This window comes from Sulfitobacter sp. D7 (assembly GCF_003611275.1).
Taxonomy (GTDB): Bacteria; Pseudomonadota; Alphaproteobacteria; order Rhodobacterales; family Rhodobacteraceae; genus Sulfitobacter; species Sulfitobacter profundi.
Genome location: NZ_CP020694.1, coordinates 2,309,787 through 2,332,462 on the forward strand (window position 1 = coordinate 2,309,787; position 22,676 = coordinate 2,332,462).

Consider the following 22,676-nt stretch of genomic DNA (forward strand, 5'->3'; position numbering starts at 1 on the left):
GGCTCGGCTTGCAGGCCGCCTTCTAGAGACATAACCTTTCCCAGACCAATTACGTTCCCCCGACTGGAGGCCCAATGCGCGACGCCACCCCCCAAACGATCTATCTCAGCGACTATCAGCCGTTCGGCTTCCTTGTGGATGAGGTGGCACTGACCTTTGAGCTTGATCCCCACAAGACGCGGGTCAAAAGCCGCATCGCCTTTCGCCCAAATCCTGCGGCGCAGACGGCGGAATTCTTCCTTCACGGAAAAGAACTCTCGCTGATTTCCGCGCAGATTGACGGCAAGCCCGCCTCCCCGAAGGTGACGGAGCGGGGTTTGACCTGCGATGTGCCAGACGGCCCCTTTATCTGGGAAGCCGAGGTTGAGATTGATCCCAAGGGCAACACCGCCCTTGAAGGGCTTTATATGTCGGGCGGCATGTATTGCACCCAATGCGAGGCCGAAGGCTTTCGCAAGATCACCTATTATCCCGACCGCCCCGATGTGATGAGTGTCTTTACCGTCACCATCAACGGGCCGCATCCTGTCTTGCTGTCCAACGGCAACCCGGTAGCGCAGGGGCAGAACCACGCCGAATGGCACGACCCATGGCCTAAGCCTGCCTATCTTTTCGCGCTGGTGGCGGGCGATTTGGTCGCCCATTCCGATCGCTTCACCACCATGTCGGGCCGCGAAGTCGATCTGAACCTCTATGTCCGTCCCGGGGATGAGGGCAAATGTGCCTTTGGGATGGAGGCGCTGAAGGCGTCGATGAAATGGGACGAAGATGTCTATGGCCGCGAATATGACCTCGATATTTTCAACATCGTCGCGGTGGATGACTTCAACATGGGCGCGATGGAGAACAAGGGGCTGAACATTTTCAACTCCGCCGCCGTGCTCGCCTCGCCCGAGACCTCTACGGATGACAATTTCGAGCGGATCGAGGCGATCATCGCCCATGAGTATTTCCACAATTGGACCGGCAACCGCATCACCTGCCGCGATTGGTTCCAGCTTTGTCTGAAGGAAGGGCTGACCGTCTACCGTGACAGCCAGTTCACCTCCGACATGCGGTCCCCAGCGGTGAAACGCATCAGCGATGTGATCGACCTACGCGGGCGCCAGTTCGCCGAAGATCAAGGCCCGCTGGCCCATCCGGTACGGCCCGAAAGCTTTCAGGAAATTAACAACTTCTACACCGCCACCGTTTATGAGAAAGGCGCCGAGGTGATCGGCATGCTCAAGACATTGGTGGGCGATGACGCCTATGCCAAAGCGCTGAACCTCTATTTCGAGCGTCACGACGGCGATGCGGCAACGATCGAAGATTGGCTAAAGGTGTTCGAAGACACCACGGGCCGTGACCTTACCCAGTTCAAACGCTGGTATGCGCAGGCGGGCACGCCGCATCTGTCGGTGACAGAGGCATGGGACGCGGGCAAAGGCATCTTCACGCTGACCTTCAATCAGCACACCCCGCCCAGCGCCGCCACGCCTGAGCCCAAGCCGCAGGTTCTGCCCATCACCGTGGGTTTGATCGGCGCGGACGGGGCCGAAGTGGCCCCCTCTCGCGTGCTGGAAATGACCGAAGCGGAGCAGAGCTTTGCCTTCGACGGGCTGGATGCGCGCCCGGTGGCCTCGGTGCTGCGGGGCTTCTCCGCTCCGGTGGTGCTGGATCAAGACCTCTCGAAAGAAGAGCGCCTGCTGCTGCTTGCCCATGACAGCGATCCGTTCAACCGGTGGGAGGCCGGGCGCACCTTGGCGCGGCAGTCCTTGCTGGTCACGATCACCGAAGACAGCGCGCCGGATGACGAATGGCTCGCAGCATTGCGGGCGGTGCTGGAGGATGAGGCGCTGGAGCCTGCCTACCGCGCGCTGATGCTGGGCCTGCCCAGCCATGCCGATTTGGCCAGCACCCTTCATGACGCGGGCAAGACCCCGGATCCGGCGGCGATCCATCAGGCGGTGGAAGCCACGCGCGATGCCATGGCCGAGCGTTTTGCCCCGCTGCTGAGCGAGCTTTACGATCGGCATAAGGTCGACGCCCCCTACCAACCCAATGCCGCGCAATCGGGCAAACGTGCTCTGACAAATACCGCCCTTGCCTTGCTGACCCGCGTGCAGGGGCCAGAGCGCGCGCAGGCGCAGTACGATCAGGCCAACAACATGACCCAGCAACTCAGTGCGCTGGCCGCATTGCTGCGCGCAGGCCATGGCGTCAAAGCGTTGGAGGATTTCGAAGTCCAATGGCGCGATGACCGTTTGGTGATGGACAAATGGTTCGGGCTGCAAGTCAGCCAAGCCGCGCCGGAAGAGGCCGCCGAGGTGGCGCGCAAACTCACCCAGCACGCGGATTTCAATTGGAAGAACCCCAACCGCTTCCGCGCGGTCTTTGGCAGCCTTGCAATGCATCATGCCGGGTTCCACCACGAAAGCGGCAAAGGCTACGCGCTGCTGGCCGACTGGTTGATCAAACTCGACCCGGTGAACCCGCAGACCACGGCGCGGATGTGTTCGGCCTTTCAGACATGGCGGCGCTACGACGCGACGCGGCAAGGGATGATCGAGACGCAACTGGACCGCATCCTCGCCAGCCCCGACCTCAGCCGGGACACGTCAGAGATGCTTAGCCGCATTCGCGGTGCCTGACGCGGCACCCCAGACAGAAAGCATGGCGGCCTATACCTACCGCCGCCATGCCCGCAGCCGGACGGCCCTGCTGGTGTTGCCCGCGATCTGGGCGGCCCTCGGCGCGGGGTGGCTCTGGCTTGATGCTTCGGGCTGGCTTGTGGGGCTGCTGGGGCTCTTCACCCTGCCTGCGCTTTGGGAGCTTTTTACCAATCCGAGCAGCGGCTTGACGCTAGACACCGACAATCTGTCATGGGTCACCGGCAAGCGTGACGCGAAAATAGCACTGGCGCAGATCGACCGCGTGCGGCTTGATACTCGGCTTGATATGTCGGTCCGCGCCACAGTCATTCTAAAGACGGGCCGCAAGATCAAACTGCCCTTCGAGGCCACCCCACCGCACCGCGCACTGGAAACCGCGCTACATGCGCGCGGCATCACCACAGAGCGGCACCACTTCACGCTGATCCAATGATTTACGGACGGCTGCGGGGCCGTGTCGCGTTCAACGGTTTGCAATAGGACTGCTGCCGAAGCCAGCGAGACATATCCGCCCGTTTGGACGCACTGCGCATCGGCCCCCAATCGGCCCCGACACCGCGCTTGCCGTTTCCGGCAATCACCCCGTCCCGCGGCACCGTCGTCGCCATGATCCGCACGGCACAGCTGAGATTCGCCGCCCCGTTCTTGAGCGCATCACCGCTGCCGACGTTACACTTATAGCCGCGCGCCGTGCCAGGCAGGATTTGCAACAGCCCATACCACCGACCGCCCCCACCCACGGCCCAAGACCGATAGGTGCTTTCATGTTTCGCCAGCGTCGACATAAAGCCGACCCAAAAGGCGCGCCGCTGGCTCTCGGATGCGTTCGGATAGGCCGGGCACCAGCTTTCGATATCGGCAGGCACCATATCGACCAAAGGCTTGCCATGCGACTTGAGCGCCGAAATAGCGGCCCGCGTCCAAAGCGAATGCCCCCGCATATGTTGCCAGCGCGTGCGCGGCAGATTGCCCGGGCGCGCAGGCGGGCGCAGCGTTGTGGTGAACGGCGCGGTTTCAAGCGCGGGCGGTTCCTCGTCAGCCTCCACCGCATCGGGGAAAGACAAAGAGGTCGCGGCGGTCTGCACCACGTTATCCACCTCCACCACAGGGGCGGGCTGTTTGGGAAGCTCGGCCCAAAGCAATGTGGGGCTTGTGCAGAGCAGCAGGGCAATCATGGCAGGTCTCATGGCGCGCATAAGACCGCCCCAAAGCGCGGTTGGCAAGCATGACGGCCCCGCAGGATCGGCAGATTTCCTCTGATCGGGAAACAGCGCGCCGCCCAGATGCCAGATTGTGGCCTGTGGTTACGCTTTCATGCCCGCCCCCGCTGCAGAATTTTCCCGAAAGCTCCGCACCCCGGACACGGTTCCGCCCCATTGCCCGGTCAAACCTAAATCATCGATAAATAGCAGGCAGGACCGGCCCCAGATGAAGAAACTCTCGCATATGATCCCGTCCGCCTTGCAGGGGTTCTTTGGCAAACCCGCGCCCCAAGCGCCCGAGCTTGAACCGCTGGAAATGCCGCTGCTGCGCCGCCGTGCGCCGCGCGACGCCTTGCTGCGCATTTCCTGCCCCGACCCCACCGCCGAAGAGATGCAGCGCGACCGCCACCAATACCGCGCGCAATGGCTGGTGCGCCAAGAACGCTGGGATGAGATGGCAACCCTGCTGCATGACGCCGATATGCGCCGCGAAATGACACCAGGTGCCATGCCGGTGGCCGAACTGATGGCCTTTGGCGCGCGGGCGGATGTGATTCTTGCTGCCGAACATGCGCTCTATGACGGCAAACCGGCCAGCGACGCGCCGCTGATGGCCGGGATCGAAGCCTTGGAACATGTGCTCGCCGACCATGCCGAAAGCCCCGTGATTGCGGCCATCGTGGCCCAAGCGCATATGGACATCGGCTGGGCTTGGCGCGGGACGGGCTGGGACAGCGACGTGCCCGCCCGCAACCACGCGGCCTTTGCGGCGCATTTTGAACGCGCGGAGCAAATCCTCGCGCCATTCGACAAGGACACAGCCGCCTCGCCCCTGCTCGCGGCGACGCACTGTGCCCTACTGGGGGGAACCGGCGGTGACGCCCGCGCCGTGGCCGACCGCTACGCCCGGCTCATCGACCTGAACCCCGAAAACCCGCGCCCCATGCGGGCCATGGGCAACCACCTTCTGCCGCGGTGGCATGGCTCATATGACCAATTGGAACTCGAGGCCCGTCGCACTGCCGCGCGGACCGAAGAGACATGGGGCGCGGGCGGTTATACATGGGTGCAATTCGATGCGATCAGCTGCGATGCGCGGGCCTGTGCCAATCTTGATGTACCGTTTTTCATCGAAGGGCTGCGCGATATCCTCGCGCGTCGCCCCGATCCGCACACCGCCAACCTATTGGCCGCCTATTGTGCCAGCGCCATCGGTCAGGCCACCCCGTCCGAAGATGCCGCAGGGGCCGTGCGCGCCGAGATCGCCGATTGCGCGCGTTGGATCGTGCGGGACCATATGACGGAACTGCACCCGCTGCTATGGGCCCATGCTGCACGCGGCTTCGACAACAACCTGCGCGTCCGCTCCGCCCGGCGCTTTGCCGCCTCGGGCCGGGATGAGGCGATGCGCATCATCACCGGCCTGTTCCAAGGCGAGATCGAAGCGGGCAAACGGGTCATTTTCACCGAAGGCCGCCGCCAGATTGCCATGCCGGGCTAGCCTGCCTCTTGAAGCGCGTGGTGCGCTCCAGTATGACCGGCCAAGTTCCAATTGACCGAAGGCGGCCGCGATGCTTGATCTGAGTTACGACACCCCGAAACCGCGCGTGATTGCCGGTGCCAAACATGACTGGGAACTGGTCATCGGGATGGAGGTGCACGCGCAGGTCGCGTCGAACGCGAAACTCTTCTCCGGCGCCTCGACCAAATTCGGCGCGGAGCCCAACAGCAATGTGGCCTTCGTCGATGCCGCGATGCCCGGCATGCTGCCGGTGATCAACGAATATTGCGTCGAACAGGCCGTGCGCACCGGGCTGGGCCTCAAGGCCGAGATCAACCTGAAGTCCGCCTTCGACCGCAAGAACTACTTCTACCCCGACTTGCCGCAGGGATATCAGATCAGCCAGCTTTATGAGCCCATCGTGGGCGAAGGCGAAGTGCTGGTCGAGATTGGCGACGGCACCGCGCGGCTCGTGCGGATCGAGCGCATCCACATGGAACAGGACGCGGGCAAGTCGATCCACGATATGGACCCGAATATGTCTTTCGTCGATCTCAACCGTACCGGCGTCTGCCTGATGGAGATCGTCTCGCGCCCCGACATTCGCGGCCCCGAAGAGGCCGCCGCCTACCTTGGCAAACTGCGCCAAATCCTGCGCTATCTGGGCACCTGCAACGGCGACATGCAGTCCGGCGCGATGCGTGCTGACGTGAACGTGTCGATCTGCCGCGTGGGCCAGTACGAGAAGTACCAAGAGACACAGGATTTCAGCCATCTGGGCACCCGCTGCGAGATCAAGAACATGAACTCCATGCGCTTTATCCAGCAGGCCATCGAAGTCGAAGCCAAACGCCAGATCGCGATTGTCGAAGCCGGTGGCGAAGTGGTGCAGGAAACGCGCCTTTTCGACCCAGACAAGCAAGAAACCCGCTCCATGCGCTCCAAAGAAGAGGCGCATGACTACCGCTATTTCCCCGACCCCGATCTGCTGCCGCTTGAGATTGAGCAGGCATGGGTGGACGAGATTGCCGCAAACCTGCCGGAACTGCCGGACCAAAAGAAAGCGCGTTTCATCGGTGACTTTGGCCTGAGCGACTATGACGCTTCCGTGCTGACCGCCGATCTCGACAGCGCGGGCTACTTTGAGGCCGTGGCGCAGGGGCGCGATGGCAAGATGGCGGCGAACTGGGTGATCAACGAACTCTTCGGGCGTCTCAAGAAAGACGACAAGGGCATCACCGAAAGCCCGGTCACCCCGGCGCAGCTTGGCAGCATCGTCGATCTAATCGCGTCAGATGCGATTTCCGGCAAGATCGCCAAGGAAGTCTTTGAAATCACCTACACAACTGGCCGCGACCCGGCAGAGATCGTGGAGACTGAGGGCCTCAAGCAGGTCACAGACACCGGGGCGATTGAAACCGCTGTAGATGAAATCATCGCCGCCAACCCCGATCAAGTCGCCAAGGCGCAGCAGAACCCGAAACTTGCGGGTTGGTTCGTTGGTCAGGTGATGAAAGCCACGGGCGGCAAGGCCAACCCCAAGGCCGTCAACGAAATCGTGTCGCGCAAGCTCGCCCAGCAATGAGCGAGACCCCGGCCCCCTTCCGTTCGAGCGAGATGAAGGTTCTCCCCGAATGGATTGATTTCAATGGTCATTTGAACATGGCCTATTACAACGTCCTGTTCGATCAGGGCGTTGACCAAGCCTATGGCGACATTGGGCTGGGGCCGGAGTATCAACGCACGGGCTGCACCACCTATGTGGCCGAATTCCACGTCTGCTACCTGCGCGAATTGCATGAGGGTGACCGCGTCTACACCACCTTCCAATTGCTCGACCATGACGAGAAACGGTTTCACAGCTTTCAAGAGCTGTGGCACGTCGACGGTTGGCTCGCCGCCACCGCCGAAGGGTTAACGCTGCATGTGGACCAATCCGGCCCGCGTGTCGCCCCGATGCCGCAGCATATCCTGACACGTCTTGACGCGATGCGCCGCAGCCATGCCAAATTGCCCACACCGGCGCGGGCCGGTCGCCGCATCGGCATCCGCCGCAAATCCGCCTGAAACTCACCTGACGCGGCTCATGTCGCCAACCCAGCCGAGGCCCCTATGCGCTACGAATACAAGATCCTTCCCGCCCCCACCAAAGGGCAGAAAGCCAAAGGTCTGAAAGCCCCCGAAGCGCGCTTTGCCAATACGTTGGAAGAGTGCCTGAACGAACAGGCCGCCGAGGGCTGGGAGTACCAGCGGGCCGAGACATTGCCCTCGCAAGAACGCTCTGGCCTGACCTCGACCACCACCGAGTGGCGCAATGTGCTGGTGTTCCGCCGCTTGGCCAGCGCGAGCAGCCAGCCAGAGGACGGCGATCTGCTGCCCCCCGCCGCTGCAACGCCTGCATTGTCCGCCACGATTGAGGGCGACGAGACGGCGCTTCAGGCCGATGCGCCTGCCTCTATCACGCCCGACGACGACGCCCCTACAAAGGTGGAGCCCGCCAAAGAGGAACCCGCCAAGCTGGCAACGCCACCTGCGTTCCTCTCCGGCACCGCGACAGAGCAAGCGCCGGACGTTTCTTCGCCGGAAAAACCCGACGAAACCGACGATAAGTCAAAGCCCTAAACGCGGGCCTTATTCGTCCAGATCAAGCGCCAGCGCATGAATGCGCCCCATCAGATCCGGCCCCAAGGCACTGTGCACCGCGCGGTGCCGCGCCAGCCGGTTCTGACCCTTGAAACGCTCTGAGCGGATGCGCACGTTGAAGTGGCTTTCGCCCCCTTCTTGAAACCCGGCGTGACCGCGATGGCTTTCGCTGTCATCTACCACATCCAATTCTCGCGGCGCAAAAGCGGCTTCCAGCCGGTCTGAAATCTCTTGTGTTGTCGACATATTTTTTACCTCGGCCCCCTTCAATCCTGCGACGCAGGGTATATGGTGACCGGCCTGAGTCGGAAAGGTCTATCCACATGCCAAAAGCTGATCCCTTCGGATTCGACATGTCCGTGTCGTCCTCCAAAAAGAAAAACCCCCGCGGCCGCCGCGGCATGTCCGGCGCGTCGGAAACCTCGACCCGGATTTGCGACCATGAGGGCTGCGACGAGCCGGGCAAGTTCCGCGCGCCCAAGGCCCCCGATGTGCTCGATGATTACTTCTGGTTCTGCCAGCAACACGTCCGCGAATACAACGCGAAGTGGAGCTTCTTTGACGGCACCACCGAAGCCGAGTTGAACGCTCAGATGTCCAAGGACAAGGTCTGGGAACGCGCCACCAAGCCGCTCGGCGACCCCGAGCAGCGTGCATGGGCCCGCCTCGGCATCGAAGACCCGCATCAGGTTTTGGGCAAGAACGCGACCCAGAACCCCGGCAAGGGCCAGCAAGCGGGCCGCCGCCTGCCCCCGACCGAGCGCCGCGCGATCGAGATTCTCGAAGCCAAGGACACATGGACCAAACCCGAGGTCCGCAAAGCCTACAAAGCGCTGATCAAAGTACTGCACCCCGATATGAACGGCGGCGACCGCAGTCAGGAAGAGCAGTTGCAGCTGGTCGTCTGGGCATGGGATCAAATCAAGGGCAGCCGCAACTTCAAGGACTGATCCCACAACCGGACCAGCGGCCGGTTGCGGATAATGCCAGTTGCCCCTTCCCCTTGCGGATATGCACGATATGTTGCACCAGATACGCGCGCGGCCCCGACCGCGCGCCTAAGGAAAAGGATGACGAGCGATGGCCGACGGTGCACTGGAACACGACATGAAACCCACCGAAGAACTCTCGGTGCGCGATGTCTTTGGCATCGACACCGATATGGTCGTCAAAGGCTTCCCGCAGCGCACCAGCCGCGTGCCGGACATCGACAGCACCTATAAGTTTGATCCTGACACCACGTTGGCGATCCTCGCAGGGTTCACACACAACCGCCGCGTCATGATCCAAGGCTACCACGGCACTGGCAAATCGACCCATATCGAACAGGTCGCCGCGCTGCTGAACTGGCCCACCGTGCGCGTCAACCTCGACAGTCACATCAGCCGGATCGACCTGATCGGCAAGGACGCGATCAAACTGCGCGACGGCAAGCAGGTCACCGAATTTCACGAGGGCATCCTGCCTTGGGCGCTGCGCAACCCGACCGCCATCGTCTTTGACGAATATGACGCGGGCCGCGCCGATGTGATGTTCGTGATCCAGCGCGTGCTTGAGCATGACGGCAAGCTGACGCTGATGGACCAGAACGAGATCATCACTCCGCACCCCTATTTCCGCCTCTTTGCCACGGCCAACACCGTGGGATTGGGCGATACCACCGGGCTTTATCACGGCACCCAGCAGATCAACCAAGCGCAGATGGACCGTTGGTCGCTCGTGGCCACGCTGAACTACCTCAGCATCGACGCCGAGACCGCCATCGTGCTGGCCAAAAACCCGCATTACAATACCGAGAAGGGCCGCAAGACCCTCAAGCAGATGGTGACTGTGGCGGACCTCACGCGGACCGCCTTCATGAACGGCGAACTGTCCACCGTGATGTCGCCCCGTACCGTGATCGCATGGGCCCAGAACGCTGAAATTTTCCGCAATGTCGGCTATGCTTTCCGGCTGTCCTTCCTCAACAAATGCGATGAGTTGGAGCGCCAGACCGTGGCCGAGTTCTACCAGCGTCTGTTTGACGAGGAACTGCCCGAAAGCGCGGCCAGCCTCAGCTTGGGCTAAGCCGTTTACACCACCAACCAAGAATAAAGGGGCGCTGATATCAGCGCCCCTTTATCGTTCAGGCTGTGGCCCCGTACTTAGTTGACAGGTGCGGGCTCAGTGGTGACCGCGTTGGGGTCTTGCGGGGCAGCGTTTTCAAGCGCTTGCTGCTCGGCTTCCATATCCTGCGCGGTTTTAAAGGCCTCTGCGGCTTCAAGGTCGGTCTTCGTGGCCGAGGATACCAGACGCAGCGTGCCGCTTTCGTCAGTCATGGTCGACAGGCTGTCCATTTTCACGGCAACCCATTTTTCACCCATGCCGAGGAAACCACCGACACCGATCACGACACCTTCGACGGTGCCATCAAGATTGACGATCAGGTCATCTACATCGCCGATCTTTTCACCTGCGTCGGAATAGACATTGCTGCCAATCAGGTCGTCGGCGAGGATCGTGTTCTCGCTTTGCATGGTGATCTGACCTTCAACCGGCTTTGCAGGCTCTTCTGCCGGCGCCTCGGCGGTTTTGTCAGCGGGGGCGACGGTGTCGCCCAAGGGCTCCGTTGCCGGGGCCTCTGCCGTGTCTTCGGTCATCGGCTCAGTCGTGGCCGGTGCTTCGGCACTGTCAGTCGCGGCGTCCGTGTCAGGTGCCCCTGCGGTATCGGCCTCCTTATCGGCGTCAGCTTCAGGTGCTTCAGCCGTGTCGGCCTCCAATTCCGCTTCGCCTTCGGGCGCTTCGGCAGTGTCGGTTTCGGTTTCGGACTCTACCGCATCATCGCTGGCCGTGGCCTCGCTGCTCTGTGTCGCCTCATCGGTCTGAGGCGCTTCGGCAGTGGCTTCGTCTGATGCGGGTTTTGTCGCATCCTGTGCGGTGGCGGCCAAAGGCGCGGCCCCCAAAACTGCGATCATAGCCAGACGGCTCGCATGTTGCATAAAATTGGTCATTTCCTTACTCCTACTTGCTGAGACGCGTTGCTGCCAGGGTTCAGAGAGGCACTGGTGCGTCGACTGCTGGGGAAATGCCGATCTGCGGGTGGGGGTTCCCGCTCAGCGGGTGCTATGGGCGGAAACTGGCGTATTGATCCGCGCGCCCCTGCCCCTTTGACCCTTCCGCGAAAACCTGCCAAACCTCATGTCGAAGCTGACAGAGGCATGGGCTCATGAAGAAATCCGACAACCCCGCTGACGCATTCAAAAAGGCCCTCGCAGAGGCCACCAAAGTGATGGCCGATGACGCCGAGCTGAACGTCAGCTACTCCGTTGATCCGTCAGGGCTTTCCGGTGACGCGATGCGCCTGCCGCAGGTCAGCCGCCGGATGACCCGAGAAGAGGTTCTGCTGGCCCGTGGCACCGCCGATGCGCTGGCGTTGAACCGCCGCTATCATGATGCCGCCACCCACGCCCGCTATGCCCCGCAAGGCGACATGGCGCGCGAACTCTATGAGGCGATGGAAACCGCCCGTTGCGAGGCCATGGGCGCGCGCGACATGCCCGGCACCGCGGGCAATATCGACGTCAAGATCAAGCACGAGGCCCTGCGCCGCGGCTACGATCAGGCGAAACAGGCCAGCGACGTGCCGCTCTCTGTCGCGGCGGGCTATATGGTGCGTCATATGGCGACGGGTCGCCCCCTGCCCGCAGGGGCCGAGAACGCCATGGAACTCTGGCGCGGCTTTATCGAAGATCAGGCGGGCGGCACCCTAGAGGGGATCGACGGCAGCCTTGCCGATCAAGCCGGTTTCGCGCGGTTGGCGCGCAAGATGATCTCGGATCTTGGCTATGGTGACCAATTGGGTGACGACCCCGACAGCCAAGACGACGAGCAAGAGGATCAGGCCGAAGAGGGCTCCGAAGAGGAGCAAGACCCCGACAGCACCGGTCAAGACGATCAGGACGAGGAAGAGGCCGAAGGCACGCCCGAAAACTCTCAAGAGCAGCAGCAGGACGAAAGTCAGGCGCAGGTCTCGATGGATGACGAAGCAGATGAAGAGTTGGGCGATGAGGCGGATATGCCCGAGGGCGACGCGCCCATGGACCCGCCGCCCCCGCCCCCTGTCTCTGATGCCGATCCTGAGTACCGCGTCTATCTCGGCGAGCATGACGAGGTGATCGGGGCCGAGGAATTGGCCGAACCGATCGAACTGGAACGTCTGCGCGCCTATTTGGATCAGCAGCTTGAGCCGCTGAAAGGCGCTGTGGGCCGTTTGGCCAACAAGTTACAACGCCGACTGCAAGCGCAGCAGAACCGTTCGTGGGAGTTCGACCTAGAAGAAGGCACGCTGGACGCGGGCCGTCTGGCGCGGGTCGTGGCCAACCCCACCACGCCGCTCAGCTTCAAGGTTGAGAAGGACACCGAGTTCCGCGACACTGTGGTGACGCTGCTGCTGGACAACTCCGGCTCTATGCGCGGGCGGCCCATCTCCATCGCCGCGATCTGCGCCGATGTTCTGGCCCGCACGCTGGAGCGCTGCAACGTCAAGGTCGAGATCCTCGGCTTTACCACCCGCGCATGGAAGGGCGGTCAGGCGCGCGAAGCATGGCTGAATGACGGGCGCCCTGCCCAGCCGGGACGCCTGAATGACCTGCGCCACATCATCTACAAATCCGCTGATGCCCCATGGCGGCGGACCCGCGACCACTTGGGTTTGATGATGAAAGAAGGCCTGTTGAAAGAGAACATCGACGGGGAAGCGCTAGAATGGGCGCACCGGCGCATGTTGGCACGGCATGAGGCGCGCAAGATCCTTATGGTGATTTCCGATGGGGCACCGGTGGATGACAGCACGCTTTCGGTGAACCCGGCCAATTACCTTGAGAAACATCTGCGCGACGTGATTGCGATGGTTGAAAAGCGCCGCGCGGTGGAGCTTTTGGCGATCGGCATCGGCCATGATGTGACGCGCTATTACGACCGCGCCGTGACGATTACGGATGTGGATCAGTTGGCCGGGGCGATGACCGAACAGCTTGCCGCGCTCTTTGACAGCGACCCGCGGAAACGGGCGCGTGTCATGGGCATGCGTCGCGTGGGCTGAAGCTGCGGGATCGGTATTTGAAAAAGGATGAAGGAGGGGCGTGTGTTCCAGAGTTTCGAGGTCACCGCGCGTCCTGAGCAGGGGCCGCCACGGCTGGAAGCGCTGCGCAGGGAGTTGGCGCGGGCAGGCTTGGATGGGTTCTTGGTGCCGCGCGCCGATGCGCATCAGGGGGAATATGTCGCCCCGCGCGATGATCGTTTGGCGTGGCTGACGGGATTTACCGGATCGGCAGGCTTTTGTGCGGCACTGCGGGATGTGGCGGGGGTCTTTATCGACGGGCGTTACCGCACGCAGGTCAAGGCGCAGGTGGCGGAGGTTTTTACGCCTGTGCCTTGGCCCGAGCTGTCTTTGGCCGATTGGTTGAAGGACCAATTGCCTGAGGGCGGTGTGGTTGGTTTTGACCCGATGTTGCATACGCCGGGACAGATGGACCTTTTGGTGGAAGCGCTGGCGGGCTCTGGCATTGAGCTGCGACGCAGCGAGAATATGGTGGACCGGGTTTGGGAGAACCAACCTGCGGCACCGATGGGCAAAGTGGCGGCCCACCCTGAGCGCTTTGCCGGGGAAAGGCATGCCGCCAAACGGCAACGTTTGGCGGCAGACCTGCGCGCGGCGGGGCAGAAGGCGGCGTTGATCACCCTTCCCGACAGCCACAACTGGTTGTTGAACATTCGCGGGCAGGACATTCCGCGCAATCCCGTGGCTCATGGCTTTGCCGTTTTGCATGACGACGCGCGGGTTGATCTGTTTATGGCGGCCGAGAAATTGGCGGATGTGGCGGACCATTTGGGGCCGGAGGTGGTGCAGCATGACCCCGCTGGCCTGCCTGATACCCTGCGCGCGTTGGAAGGGCCGGTGCGGCTTGATCGGCAGTCGGCGCCGGTGTTGTTCGCGGACCTGCTGGGGGACCGCGCGCAGGCGGGGGAAGACCCCTGCGCCCTGCCCAAGGCCTGCAAGAATGACGCTGAGATTGCAGGCGCGGCGGAGGCGCACCTGCGCGATGGCGCGGCGATGGCGGAGCTGCTCGCCTGGCTGGATGCGCAGCCTCCCGGCACGATCACAGAAACACAGGTGGTGGGGCAGTTGGAAGGTCTGCGGCGCCGGGATCCGTCCTTGCGCGACATCAGTTTCGAGACGATCTCGGGCAGCGGAGCGAATGGGGCGATCATTCATTACCGGGTGAATGAGGAGACCGACAGCCTGCTGCAGGAGGGACATCTCTTGGTGCTCGACAGTGGCGGTCAGTACCTTGACGGGACCACGGATATCACCCGCACCATTGCCATCGGCAGCCCCGATCAGGATGCGCGCAGCGCCTTTACGCGGGTGCTGTCGGGCATGATCGCCATGAGCCGTCTGCGGTGGCCGCGCGGGCTGGCCGGGCGGGATATCGAGATGCTCGGGCGTCTGCCGCTTTGGATGGCGGGGCAGGATTTCGATCATGGTCTGGGGCATGGCGTTGGCGCTTACTTGTCGGTGCATGAGGGGCCGCAGCGGCTGAGCCGGATGAGCCATGTGCCGTTGCAACCGGGTATGATCCTGAGCAATGAGCCGGGTTATTACCGCGAAGGGGCGTTTGGCATTCGGATCGAGAACCTTTTGGTGGTGCAGGAGGCCCCCGCCTTGCCCGGCGGTGACGTGCATCGCAAGATGCTGGATTGGCGCACCCTGACGCTCGTGCCGATTGACCGGCGGTTGATTGATGTGGAGGCGCTTGGCCCCGCGGCGCGCGATTGGCTGAACGCCTATCACCGCGACGTTGCGGAAAAGATCGGGCCGCGGGTATCACCTGTTACAAAACTGTGGTTGGATGCGGCAACGGCGCCCCTATGAGCGTCCGATTTCAGTAAACTAGGGGGGTACGGCATGTCCGACCATATTACGATTACTCCGGCCCAAGGCACATGGGTTGTTCGCGCTGGCGGGGCCGTGCTGGGCGAGACCACAGACGCGCTGGAGCTGCGCGAAGGGGACCACGCGCCGGTCATCTATTTCCCGCGCGGCGACATCGCGATGGCCTTCCTTGATGGCTCAGACAAGACCAGCCATTGCCCCTACAAGGGCGACGCCAGCTATTTCTCGGTCGTGACCAAGAGCCGTACCTTGCAAGATGCCGTCTGGTCCTATGAAGACCCGAAAGCGGATGTAGCCGAGATCAAAGGGTATCTGGCTTTCACGCCGATGGACGAAATCGCCATCGAACGTATCTGAGCGCGGCTCAGGAATGCTCCTCTGCCGCGGTGGCGGCGAGGGCGCGATTATAGGCCTTCAGCGCATCGACGTGGAACAGCGCGCCCAGCAGTTCGGGCGGCGCATCGGCGCTGAGGGTGACCACCGGGATGAAGTTGGAATGGGTCTGGTCGAACAACGGCAAGGCGGCCTCTAGCGTGGCGCTGCCGTCGATATAGGTGCCCTTGTCGATCAAATCCCAACAGGCCTCCTCCGAGGCCGCGTCTTCGTCATCGGGGCGGCGCATGATCCGGCCCACCATGAACATCGATAGCAGATAGGCCTGCGGGCCTGCGGCCAGATGAATGCCGCGCCGCTCCATCTGGGTGAGGAAGAACGACCGGTCGACCAAACGGGAGGCCAGCGCCGTCGACATGCTGACGGCAACCATCACCGCCAGACCGGTTTGCCAGTCGCCCGTCATCTCGAAAACGATCAGCGTGGTGGAGATCGGCGCGCCCAGCACGGCGGCGGCCACCGCGCCCATCCCCGCCAGCGCATAGAGCGAGGAAGAGCCGGAGATCTCAGGGAACACGCCGGTGGCGATCAAACCAAAGGCCAGCCCTGTGAGCGCGCCCACCATCAGCGAGGGCGAAAAGACACCGCCGCCCATCCGCCCCCCCAAAGTGATCGCCACGGCGGCAACTTTGAGAACCGCGAAGATGATCACCTCATGCAGTACCAGCTCGCCGACCAGCGCGCGGGAGGTCGTCTCATAGCCGACACCGATGATATGCGGGAACCAGAGAGCGATGATGCCAAGGATCGCCCCCGCCACCGCCGGGCGCAGCCAACGCGCCAGCCCGGTCCGGGCTTGCAGGTAGTTGCCAAAATCCTCGGCCCAAAAGATTGACCGCATCAGCACGACAGAGACCAGACCGCAGGTCAGCCCCAGCAACAGGAAGGCGGGCAGTTCGACGTAAAATTGCACATCCCCAAGGCTGGGCAAGACGAACTCGGTCAAGCCGCCGAACTCCAGCCGGTTGATCACCGTGCCCGCAGCCGAAGCGATGACGATAGGGGCGAAAGCATGGACCGCGAAATGCCGCAGCACGACTTCGAGCGCGAAAAGCGCGCCCGCGATGGGGGCGTTGAAGCTCGCGGAAACCGCCGCCGCCACCGCGCAGCCCAGAAGGTCACGCCCGGTGATCCCATCGGCCTTGATAAAGCGGCTGACCTTGGTCGAGATCACGGCGGCCAGATGCACCACCGGCCCTTCGCGGCCTGATGAGCCGCCCGTCGAGAGAGTGATAAGCGAGGCCAATGCCGAGGCCACCCCGGCGCGAGTTTCGACCCGACCGTCGTGCAGGGCGGCCCCGAGGATCACATCGCCCACGCTGCGGGCACGCCCGTCGCGGGTAAAGCGGTGCAGGATCAGCCCAACAAGTAGCCCGCCCAACGTGGGGATCAGCACCACCCAATACCATGGCAACCCGGCGAGAAAGCTGTGCAGAAATTGCACGTCGTCCGTGCCGTAAAGCGTGGCCTGTAACCAGTTGATCCCTTTGCGAAAGAACAAGGCCGCGAAGCCCGCCGCAATGCCCACCAACAACGCGATGAACCAAAAGGTGATCTTGCCCGGCCCCCGGGTGCGCAGCACCGTCCAGCCCTGCTTGCAGCCGCAGAGCGCCTGATGCAATTGTTGGGAAAAGAATGCGTTATCTTGCGGAGGCATGGGACTTGGACCAGTTGGACCCTTTCTGTCTAGGGCAAGCTGACCTTGGGTAAAACCGCCATTTAAGAAGTCGTCGCGCCCTGTTGCCCGTTAAGCAATGCCTCGGCTGCCGCGCGGGCGGCATCGGTGATGGTATCGCCCGCGAGCATCCGCGCGACTTCGTCCACCCGTTCTTCGGGGGCGAGTGCCGTGACCGTTGAGGTGGTCATGCCCTTGGCAACCGATTTGGCCACGCGCCAGTGATGCGCGCCCAATGCCGCGACCTGCGGCGAGTGGGTGACGACCAGCACTTGCCCCTCAGCCGCCAGCGCCTTCAGGCGGCGGCCGACGGCGTCTGCGGTGGCGCCCCCTACCCCGCGGTCGATCTCATCAAAGATCAGGGTCAGGCCCGATTGGCTTTGTGTCAGGCAGACTTTCAGCGCCAAGAGGAACCGGCTAAGTTCCCCGCCCGAGGCGATCTTGCCCAAAGGCCCGGCAGGCGCGCCGGGGTTGGTCGCCACGGTGAAGGACACTGCATCGCGCCCCTCGGGGCCTGCGGGCTCGTCGGTCAATTGGGTCTGGAACACCGCGCGCTCCATCTTGAGCGGGGCAAGCTCCGCCGCCACCGCCTTGTCGAGTTTGACCGCGGCCTTGCGGCGTTTCGTCGTCAGTGCTTCGGCGCGCTCATCGTAAAGCGCCTGTGCGTCGCGAACGGCTTTCTCCAACCTTTCCTGCGCGGCCTCACCCGCATCAAGCGCATCGAGTTTGGCGCGCAGCGTGTCGGCGAAACCGGCCAATTCATCGGGCTGCACGTCATGTTTGCGCGCCAAGCCGCGGATCGCAAAGAGCCGCTCTTCGCAGGCTTCCAACTCATAGGGGTCGAACGACATGCCGTCGATCGCATCGGCCACGCCGGACATTGCTTCGTCCAGTTCCACCATAGCGCGGTTCAGCGCGGCAAGCGGACCTTCCAACGCGCCTTCGGCCTTGTCGGCGACGCCATCAAGCCAGCGCAGCGCGTCGCCCATGGCGGTTTCTGCCCCGCCTTGGCCCAACAACTCATAGGCGTTGACCACATCGCGGCGGATTTTTTCGGCGCCCTGCATCTGGCGGCGGCGGGTGTCGAGGGTGGCTTCCTCGCCCGCTTCGGGGGCGAGCTTGTCCAGTTCCGCCACCGCATGGCGCAGGAACTCTTCTTCGGCGGCGATGGCCTCGCGTTCGGCGGCAGCAGCGGCGGCCGCTTTGCGCGCCGCACCAAGGGCCGTCCAAGCCTCCCGCACCGCTGCAATCGCGCGGTCATTCCCGGCGTAATCGTCAAGGATGGCGCGGTGGCCGCGCGGGTTCAGCAAGCCGCGATCGTCGTGCTGGCCGTGCAGTTCCACCAATGTTTCAGACAGGCGCCGCAGTACCTCGCCCGAGCAGCGGCGGTCATTTACCCAAGCGGTCTTGCGCCCTTCGGAGGTGTTGATGCGGCGCAGGATCAATTCGTCCCCGGCAGGCAGACCCGCGTCTTCGAGCACCGCATGGGCCGGGTGGCCGGGCGGCAGATCGAACCAAGCGGTCACTTCCCCCTGTGCTGCCCCTTGGCGCACCAGATCGGCGCGACCGCGCCAGCCCAGAACAAACCCAAGTGAATCCAACAAGATAGACTTGCCCGCGCCGGTTTCACCGGTGAGCACGTTCAACCCCGGCTGGAAGCCAAGCTCCAGCCGGTCGATGATCAGCATGTCTGAAATATCAAGTCCGCGCAGCATCTAGAACCGTCGGATGGGCAACCCCACCCCCCTTAAAGCCACTCGCCCTTGATGGTCTGGCGATAGGCTGCACCCAGCCAGTTGTCCTTGTAGAAGGCCGGCGCAAGGCCACGCCCGGTCAGCAGTTTGTAGCTGTCCTCATACCACTCAGAGCCACGGTAGTTGTGGCCAAGGATGGCCCCCGCCGTCTGCGCCTCATGGTTCAGACCCAGCGACAGATAGGCTTCGACCAAACGGTGGAGGGCTTCGGCGGTATGGGTCGTGGTCTGGAAATCCTCGACCACCACGCGGAAGCGATTGATCGCAGCAGTATGGTGATCGCGGCGCAGATAGTAGCGTCCAATCTCCATTTCCTTGCCCGCCAGATGGTCAAAGGCGAGGTCGAATTTCAGGATCGCAGAGCGGGCATATTCGCTGTCGGGGTAGCCTTCGATCACGGCGCGCAGGGATTGCAGCGCTTGGAAGGTCAGTCCTTGATCGCGGCCCACTTCATCGATCTGGTCATAATAGCTCAGCGCCAAGAGATACTGCGCATAGGCGGCATCATCTTCGGCCGGATAGAAATCAATGAACCGCTGCGCGGCGGAGCGGCTGTTGGGGTAGTCCTGATCCTTGTGATAGGCGAAAGCCTGCATGATCAGGGCGCGTTTGGCCCATTCGGAATAGGGATAAAGGCGCTCGATCTCGGCGAAATAAAACGCCGCCTCACCCGGATTGTTGTTGGTCAGCTCATATTCGCCGCGCTCAAAGATTTGCTCGGCTGAATAGGTCTCAAGCGGGATTTCCTGCGGGTTGAAAAAGCTGCCGTCCGATCGTCCGTCACCACCGCCGCAGGCTGCCAATGTCGCGACCAGAAGCACCGCACTGATCGTCCGCTTGCGCGATCCTGCTACCGTCATGCCCGCACCCCTTGCATCGTCCAACCCATGGTCTTTGACCCTCTTGCGCATGTGACTAGCACAATAATCTGCGTTGCAAAACGCCCATTCCACCCCCGCCCGCAGCCGGGTACGCGGTGGCGCATCGCTGGGTCAGGCATGTCACTTCGGCTTAGTGAATACAAGGCATTGGCAGGGCGTTCAATGGCACTTCGCCGCCTAAGCGCCCTGCGGTTTACGGTGTTTCTGACCTGCTGCCAGATCAAGCAACCTGCGGGATTTCGCCCCAGATCAACCCGGAGCCCGGCAACCGTGCGGTTTGCGCCGCGTCACAGGCCACCAGACGCACGGCATCCGGTGTGGCAAAGAGCGCGCGCAGCAGTGTGTTGGTCAGCGAATGGCCCGCACGTTTGCCCTCGTAGTGGCCCAAAAGCGGCGCGCCTGCCAGCGCCAGATCGCCAAGCGCATCAAGCATCTTGTGGCGCACAGGCTCATCCGCGTGGCGCAGACCACCGGGGCTGACGACCGCATCGCCGTCGAAAACCACCGCGTTCTCGCCCGCTTCACCGCCGAGCGCCAGACCATTGGCCTGCATCGTTTCGACATCGGCCTGACGGCAGAAGGTGCGGCTGTCGCAAAGTTCGCGTGCAAAAGAGCCGTTGTTCATGATCAGCGACTTGTGCTGTTGACCGATGGCCGCATCGGCAAAATCAATCTCAAAGTCGATCTGCAGCGTGTCCGCCGGAGAGATCGTAGCCGTCGCATCACCGTCTTGCACGCTCACGGTTTTGAGCACTTCAAACGCCATCACAGGGGCCGCAAGCTGACGCAAGCCGCGCTGCATGATGCCGCGCACGAAAGGCAGGGAGGAGCCATCGAGGATCGGCACTTCGGGGCCGTCGATCTCAATCAAAAGGTTATGGATGCCACAGCCAGAAATGGCCGCCATCAGATGCTCAACGGTAGAGATCGACAGGCCAGTGGGGTTTTCCAACTTGGTGCAGAGCGGCGAGCGGTTCACCGCGTCCCAGCGGGCGGGGACCAGTCGGTCGCCCACGGCCACATCGCTGCGCGAGAACCAGATGCCATGGTGGGCGGAGGCCGGGCGCAGAGTCACCGTCGCAGGCTGACCGGAGTGCAGGCCTGTGCCAGAAAAACTTACTGCTGATTTGATCGTTGTCTGCACCGGGTCATCCTCAAGCTTCGAACATCTTCTTGTGTGTTGAACTCTGAATTAAGGCGCTGGTTCGTTTTGCTCAACTCAATCTTTGCAACGGTCTGAAACATGCCCGTAACATTTGGGCGCTAGCGTGCCGACCTTATTACAAAACCTTGTTATAAAACGAAAAAGGGCCGCCCTAAGGCGACCCTTTCGTCATCTATCGTGATCGGATCAGTTGGCCTGACGGCGCAGGAACGCGGGGATTTCAATGCGCTCTTGATCGGGATCGTTGTTTTCTTGCGGCTGCGGAGCAGCTGCAGAAGCGCGAGTCTGAACCGGAGGTTGCTGGCGCGCAGGGCGGGCCTGTGCTTCGCCTTCGGCGTGGCCGGTCATCCGGTTGATTAGAGAGTTGATGCCAAAGCGACCTTTGTCGCCCTGCTCACCCTGCTGCTGCTGGGCCTGACGGTGCTGTTCGGGCGCTGCTTTTTGGGCGGCGGCGCGCAGGCGGGCCAGTGCTTCGGGGGACGGCGTGCCGGGTGTCGGGGCGCGCGGTGCAACGAAGGCTTCGGGCTCGGCCTCAATGGCTTCTTCCTGACGCGGCTCGAATGCGGCCACCTCGGGCTGATAGGCCGGAGCGGGCAGACCGTCGTCATCTTCGACAACGTTCTCTTCTTCATACTGATCCTGGACCGGCTGAAGGTCTTGGAACAGGGCGGCTTGCTCAACTTCCTGCTTCATTTCGGCAGCAACCGGCGCAGCGGCAGGCGCTTGCGCGGCAGAGACCGGGGCGACATCGTCAACCGACACGTTCTGGCGCAGCGGCTGGCTCATGGAGCGGCGCGGGACCGGCATTTCGGTGTTCACATCGGTGGCGTCGATGCCGGTGGCGACAACGCTGACGCGCATCAGGCCACCAAGGCTTTCGTCCAGCGTGGAGCCGACGATGATGTTTGCTTCGGGGTCAACTTCTTCGCGGATGCGGTTCGCCGCTTCGTCGAGTTCGAACAGCGTGAGGTCGTGACCGCCGGTGATGTTGATGAGAACGCCCTTGGCACCGCGCAAGCTGATTTCGTCCAGCAGCGGGTTGGCGATGGCTTTCTCGGCGGCTTGGATGGCGCGATCTTCGCCCTCGGCCTCGCCTGTGCCCATCATCGCTTTGCCCATCTCGTCCATCACGGCGCGCACGTCGGCAAAGTCGAGGTTGATCAAGCCCGGACGAACCATCAGGTCAGTCACGCCCTTGACACCTTGGTACAGCACGTCATCGGCAAGCGAGAAGGCTTCGGTGAAGGTGGTTTTTTCGTTGGCCAGACGGAACAGGTTCTGGTTGGGAATGATGATCAGCGTGTCGACGACCTTTTGCAGCGTCTCAACGCCGTCTTCGGCCTGACGCATGCGCTTGGCACCCTCAAACTGGAAGGGCTTGGTCACGACGCCAACGGTCAGCACGCCCAGCTCACGCGCGGCCTGCGCGATGATCGGTGCCGCACCCGTACCGGTGCCGCCGCCCATGCCTGCGGTGATGAAACACATATGCGCGCCAGCAAGGTGGTCGACGATCTGCTCAATGCTTTCTTCGGCAGCGGCGGCGCCAACGCTGGCACGGGCGCCCGCGCCCAGACCTTCGGTAACCTTGATGCCCAGCTGGACGCGGTTTTCGGCCTGTGCCTGCTGCAGCGCCTGAGCGTCGGTGTTCGCCACGACGAAATCAACACCATCAAGCTGCTTCTCGATCATGTTGTTGACCGCGTTGCCGCCTGCCCCACCAACACCAAAGACGGTGATACGGGGTTTCAGATCATCTTGTCCTGGCATTGAAAGGTTGAGTGTCATGTGCTGTCCGCCTGTCCAGTTATCCGCGTTCTGCGGGAGTTTTTCGACCAAATTTGCCCGACCCTACCGGGCTAGGGCCGGATCGT

19 protein-coding genes are annotated in these 22,676 nt (G+C 62.5%); 11 read left to right on the forward strand and 8 right to left on the reverse strand.

Translation table 11 applies throughout. The annotated features are described in order from the left end of the window. Positions 1 to 74: 74 nt before the first annotated feature. Both pepN and B5M07_RS11185 read left to right on the forward strand, forming a co-directional pair. Entirely contained in the window at positions 75 to 2,633 is a 2,559-nt protein-coding gene (pepN, locus tag B5M07_RS11180; RefSeq protein ID WP_120351358.1) for an aminopeptidase N, read from the forward strand. Between the two features lie 22 nt (positions 2,634 to 2,655). Continuing rightward, positions 2,656 to 3,087, forward strand: a complete 432-nt coding sequence (locus B5M07_RS11185) for a hypothetical protein (RefSeq protein WP_240791587.1) — start codon at positions 2,656 to 2,658, stop codon at positions 3,085 to 3,087. Position 3,088: 1 nt separating this feature from the next. Here the strand turns inward: B5M07_RS11185 and B5M07_RS11190 are convergent, their stop codons facing one another. Further along, the gene (locus B5M07_RS11190) at positions 3,089 to 3,829 is read right to left on the reverse strand and encodes a transglycosylase SLT domain-containing protein (protein ID WP_240791586.1); all 741 of its coding nucleotides are present in this window, start codon (positions 3,827 to 3,829) and stop codon (positions 3,089 to 3,091) included. A gap of 253 nt (positions 3,830 to 4,082) precedes the next feature. Between B5M07_RS11190 and B5M07_RS11195 the strand changes: the two genes are divergently transcribed. The 4 genes from B5M07_RS11195 to B5M07_RS11210 all read left to right on the forward strand — a co-directional run bounded on the left by B5M07_RS11195 (position 4,083) and on the right by B5M07_RS11210 (position 7,979). After that, on the forward strand, positions 4,083 to 5,357 hold the full coding sequence (locus B5M07_RS11195) for a hypothetical protein (protein ID WP_240791585.1): 1,275 nt from the start codon (positions 4,083 to 4,085) through the stop codon (positions 5,355 to 5,357). A 70-nt stretch (positions 5,358 to 5,427) separates the two neighbouring features. Beyond that, the gene (gene gatB / locus B5M07_RS11200; RefSeq protein ID WP_120351361.1) at positions 5,428 to 6,942 is read left to right on the forward strand and encodes an Asp-tRNA(Asn)/Glu-tRNA(Gln) amidotransferase subunit GatB; all 1,515 of its coding nucleotides are present in this window, start codon (positions 5,428 to 5,430) and stop codon (positions 6,940 to 6,942) included. Further along, on the forward strand, positions 6,939 to 7,424 hold the full coding sequence (locus tag B5M07_RS11205) for a thioesterase family protein (RefSeq protein WP_120351362.1): 486 nt from the start codon (positions 6,939 to 6,941) through the stop codon (positions 7,422 to 7,424). Before gatB ends, B5M07_RS11205 begins: the two co-directional genes overlap by 4 nt. A gap of 45 nt (positions 7,425 to 7,469) precedes the next feature. Then, positions 7,470 to 7,979 (forward strand): DUF4177 domain-containing protein, encoded by a 510-nt coding sequence (locus tag B5M07_RS11210; protein WP_120351363.1) that lies wholly within the window; start codon positions 7,470 to 7,472, stop codon positions 7,977 to 7,979. Between the two features lie 9 nt (positions 7,980 to 7,988). Here B5M07_RS11210 and B5M07_RS11215 read toward each other — a convergent pair whose 3' ends face one another. Beyond that, the gene (locus B5M07_RS11215; protein ID WP_067625489.1) at positions 7,989 to 8,246 is read right to left on the reverse strand and encodes a BolA family protein; all 258 of its coding nucleotides are present in this window, start codon (positions 8,244 to 8,246) and stop codon (positions 7,989 to 7,991) included. A 77-nt stretch (positions 8,247 to 8,323) separates the two neighbouring features. On the opposite strand from B5M07_RS11215, the gene B5M07_RS11220 reads away from it, so the two are divergent. Both B5M07_RS11220 and cobS read left to right on the forward strand, forming a co-directional pair. Further along, a complete protein-coding gene (locus B5M07_RS11220; protein WP_067625492.1) occupies positions 8,324 to 8,950 on the forward strand; it encodes a J domain-containing protein in 627 nt (208 codons plus the stop codon). A gap of 130 nt (positions 8,951 to 9,080) precedes the next feature. Next, a complete protein-coding gene (gene cobS, locus B5M07_RS11225) occupies positions 9,081 to 10,067 on the forward strand; it encodes a cobaltochelatase subunit CobS (RefSeq protein ID WP_067625494.1) in 987 nt (328 codons plus the stop codon). 77 nt (positions 10,068 to 10,144) lie between these two features. On the opposite strand, the gene B5M07_RS11230 is transcribed toward cobS, so the two are convergent. Beyond that, positions 10,145 to 10,990: a PRC-barrel domain-containing protein gene (locus tag B5M07_RS11230; RefSeq protein ID WP_120351364.1), complete on the reverse strand. Its 846-nt coding sequence runs from the start codon at positions 10,988 to 10,990 to the stop codon at positions 10,145 to 10,147. Positions 10,991 to 11,205: 215 nt separating this feature from the next. On the opposite strand from B5M07_RS11230, the gene cobT reads away from it, so the two are divergent. From cobT to B5M07_RS11245, 3 genes are read left to right on the forward strand one after another with little or no spacing between them, the layout of a single operon-like run. Then, positions 11,206 to 13,080 (forward strand): cobaltochelatase subunit CobT, encoded by a 1,875-nt coding sequence (gene cobT, locus B5M07_RS11235; protein WP_120351365.1) that lies wholly within the window; start codon positions 11,206 to 11,208, stop codon positions 13,078 to 13,080. A gap of 42 nt (positions 13,081 to 13,122) precedes the next feature. Beyond that, positions 13,123 to 14,913, forward strand: a complete 1,791-nt coding sequence (locus B5M07_RS11240) for an aminopeptidase P family protein (RefSeq protein ID WP_120351366.1) — start codon at positions 13,123 to 13,125, stop codon at positions 14,911 to 14,913. A gap of 33 nt (positions 14,914 to 14,946) precedes the next feature. Further along, a complete protein-coding gene (locus tag B5M07_RS11245; RefSeq protein ID WP_120351367.1) occupies positions 14,947 to 15,291 on the forward strand; it encodes a DUF427 domain-containing protein in 345 nt (114 codons plus the stop codon). A gap of 7 nt (positions 15,292 to 15,298) precedes the next feature. Here the strand turns inward: B5M07_RS11245 and B5M07_RS11250 are convergent, their stop codons facing one another. The 5 genes from B5M07_RS11250 to ftsZ all read right to left on the reverse strand — a co-directional run bounded on the left by B5M07_RS11250 (position 15,299) and on the right by ftsZ (position 22,590). Continuing rightward, positions 15,299 to 16,984: a chloride channel protein gene (locus B5M07_RS11250; protein WP_067941358.1), complete on the reverse strand. Its 1,686-nt coding sequence runs from the start codon at positions 16,982 to 16,984 to the stop codon at positions 15,299 to 15,301. 62 nt (positions 16,985 to 17,046) lie between these two features. Then, a complete protein-coding gene (gene recN / locus B5M07_RS11255; protein ID WP_120351368.1) occupies positions 17,047 to 18,717 on the reverse strand; it encodes a DNA repair protein RecN in 1,671 nt (556 codons plus the stop codon). Positions 18,718 to 18,749: 32 nt separating this feature from the next. After that, positions 18,750 to 19,616: an outer membrane protein assembly factor BamD gene (locus tag B5M07_RS11260; protein ID WP_120351369.1), complete on the reverse strand. Its 867-nt coding sequence runs from the start codon at positions 19,614 to 19,616 to the stop codon at positions 18,750 to 18,752. Between the two features lie 241 nt (positions 19,617 to 19,857). Beyond that, positions 19,858 to 20,781 (reverse strand): UDP-3-O-acyl-N-acetylglucosamine deacetylase, encoded by a 924-nt coding sequence (gene lpxC / locus B5M07_RS11265; protein ID WP_120351370.1) that lies wholly within the window; start codon positions 20,779 to 20,781, stop codon positions 19,858 to 19,860. A gap of 207 nt (positions 20,782 to 20,988) precedes the next feature. Then, the gene (gene ftsZ / locus B5M07_RS11270; RefSeq protein ID WP_120351371.1) at positions 20,989 to 22,590 is read right to left on the reverse strand and encodes a cell division protein FtsZ; all 1,602 of its coding nucleotides are present in this window, start codon (positions 22,588 to 22,590) and stop codon (positions 20,989 to 20,991) included. Positions 22,591 to 22,676: the final 86 nt, after the last annotated feature.

Coding starts and splice junctions, on each gene's coding strand:
- B5M07_RS11190 (WP_240791586.1), bottom strand. CDS start 3,829: ATGATTGCCCTGCTGCTCTGCACAAGCCCCACATTGCTTTGGGCCGAG.
- B5M07_RS11185 (WP_240791587.1), top strand. CDS start 2,656: ATGGCGGCCTATACCTACCGCCGCCATGCCCGCAGCCGGACGGCCCTG.
- cobT (WP_120351365.1), top strand. CDS start 11,206: ATGAAGAAATCCGACAACCCCGCTGACGCATTCAAAAAGGCCCTCGCA.
- B5M07_RS11205 (WP_120351362.1), top strand. CDS start 6,939: ATGAGCGAGACCCCGGCCCCCTTCCGTTCGAGCGAGATGAAGGTTCTC.
- B5M07_RS11220 (WP_067625492.1), top strand. CDS start 8,324: ATGCCAAAAGCTGATCCCTTCGGATTCGACATGTCCGTGTCGTCCTCC.
- B5M07_RS11215 (WP_067625489.1), bottom strand. CDS start 8,246: ATGTCGACAACACAAGAGATTTCAGACCGGCTGGAAGCCGCTTTTGCG.
- gatB (WP_120351361.1), top strand. CDS start 5,428: ATGCTTGATCTGAGTTACGACACCCCGAAACCGCGCGTGATTGCCGGT.
- ftsZ (WP_120351371.1), bottom strand. CDS start 22,590: ATGACACTCAACCTTTCAATGCCAGGACAAGATGATCTGAAACCCCGT.
- recN (WP_120351368.1), bottom strand. CDS start 18,717: ATGCTGCGCGGACTTGATATTTCAGACATGCTGATCATCGACCGGCTG.
- B5M07_RS11260 (WP_120351369.1), bottom strand. CDS start 19,616: ATGACGGTAGCAGGATCGCGCAAGCGGACGATCAGTGCGGTGCTTCTG.
- B5M07_RS11250 (WP_067941358.1), bottom strand. CDS start 16,984: ATGCCTCCGCAAGATAACGCATTCTTTTCCCAACAATTGCATCAGGCG.
- pepN (WP_120351358.1), top strand. CDS start 75: ATGCGCGACGCCACCCCCCAAACGATCTATCTCAGCGACTATCAGCCG.
- B5M07_RS11195 (WP_240791585.1), top strand. CDS start 4,083: ATGAAGAAACTCTCGCATATGATCCCGTCCGCCTTGCAGGGGTTCTTT.
- B5M07_RS11230 (WP_120351364.1), bottom strand. CDS start 10,990: ATGACCAATTTTATGCAACATGCGAGCCGTCTGGCTATGATCGCAGTT.
- cobS (WP_067625494.1), top strand. CDS start 9,081: ATGGCCGACGGTGCACTGGAACACGACATGAAACCCACCGAAGAACTC.
- B5M07_RS11245 (WP_120351367.1), top strand. CDS start 14,947: ATGTCCGACCATATTACGATTACTCCGGCCCAAGGCACATGGGTTGTT.
- B5M07_RS11210 (WP_120351363.1), top strand. CDS start 7,470: ATGCGCTACGAATACAAGATCCTTCCCGCCCCCACCAAAGGGCAGAAA.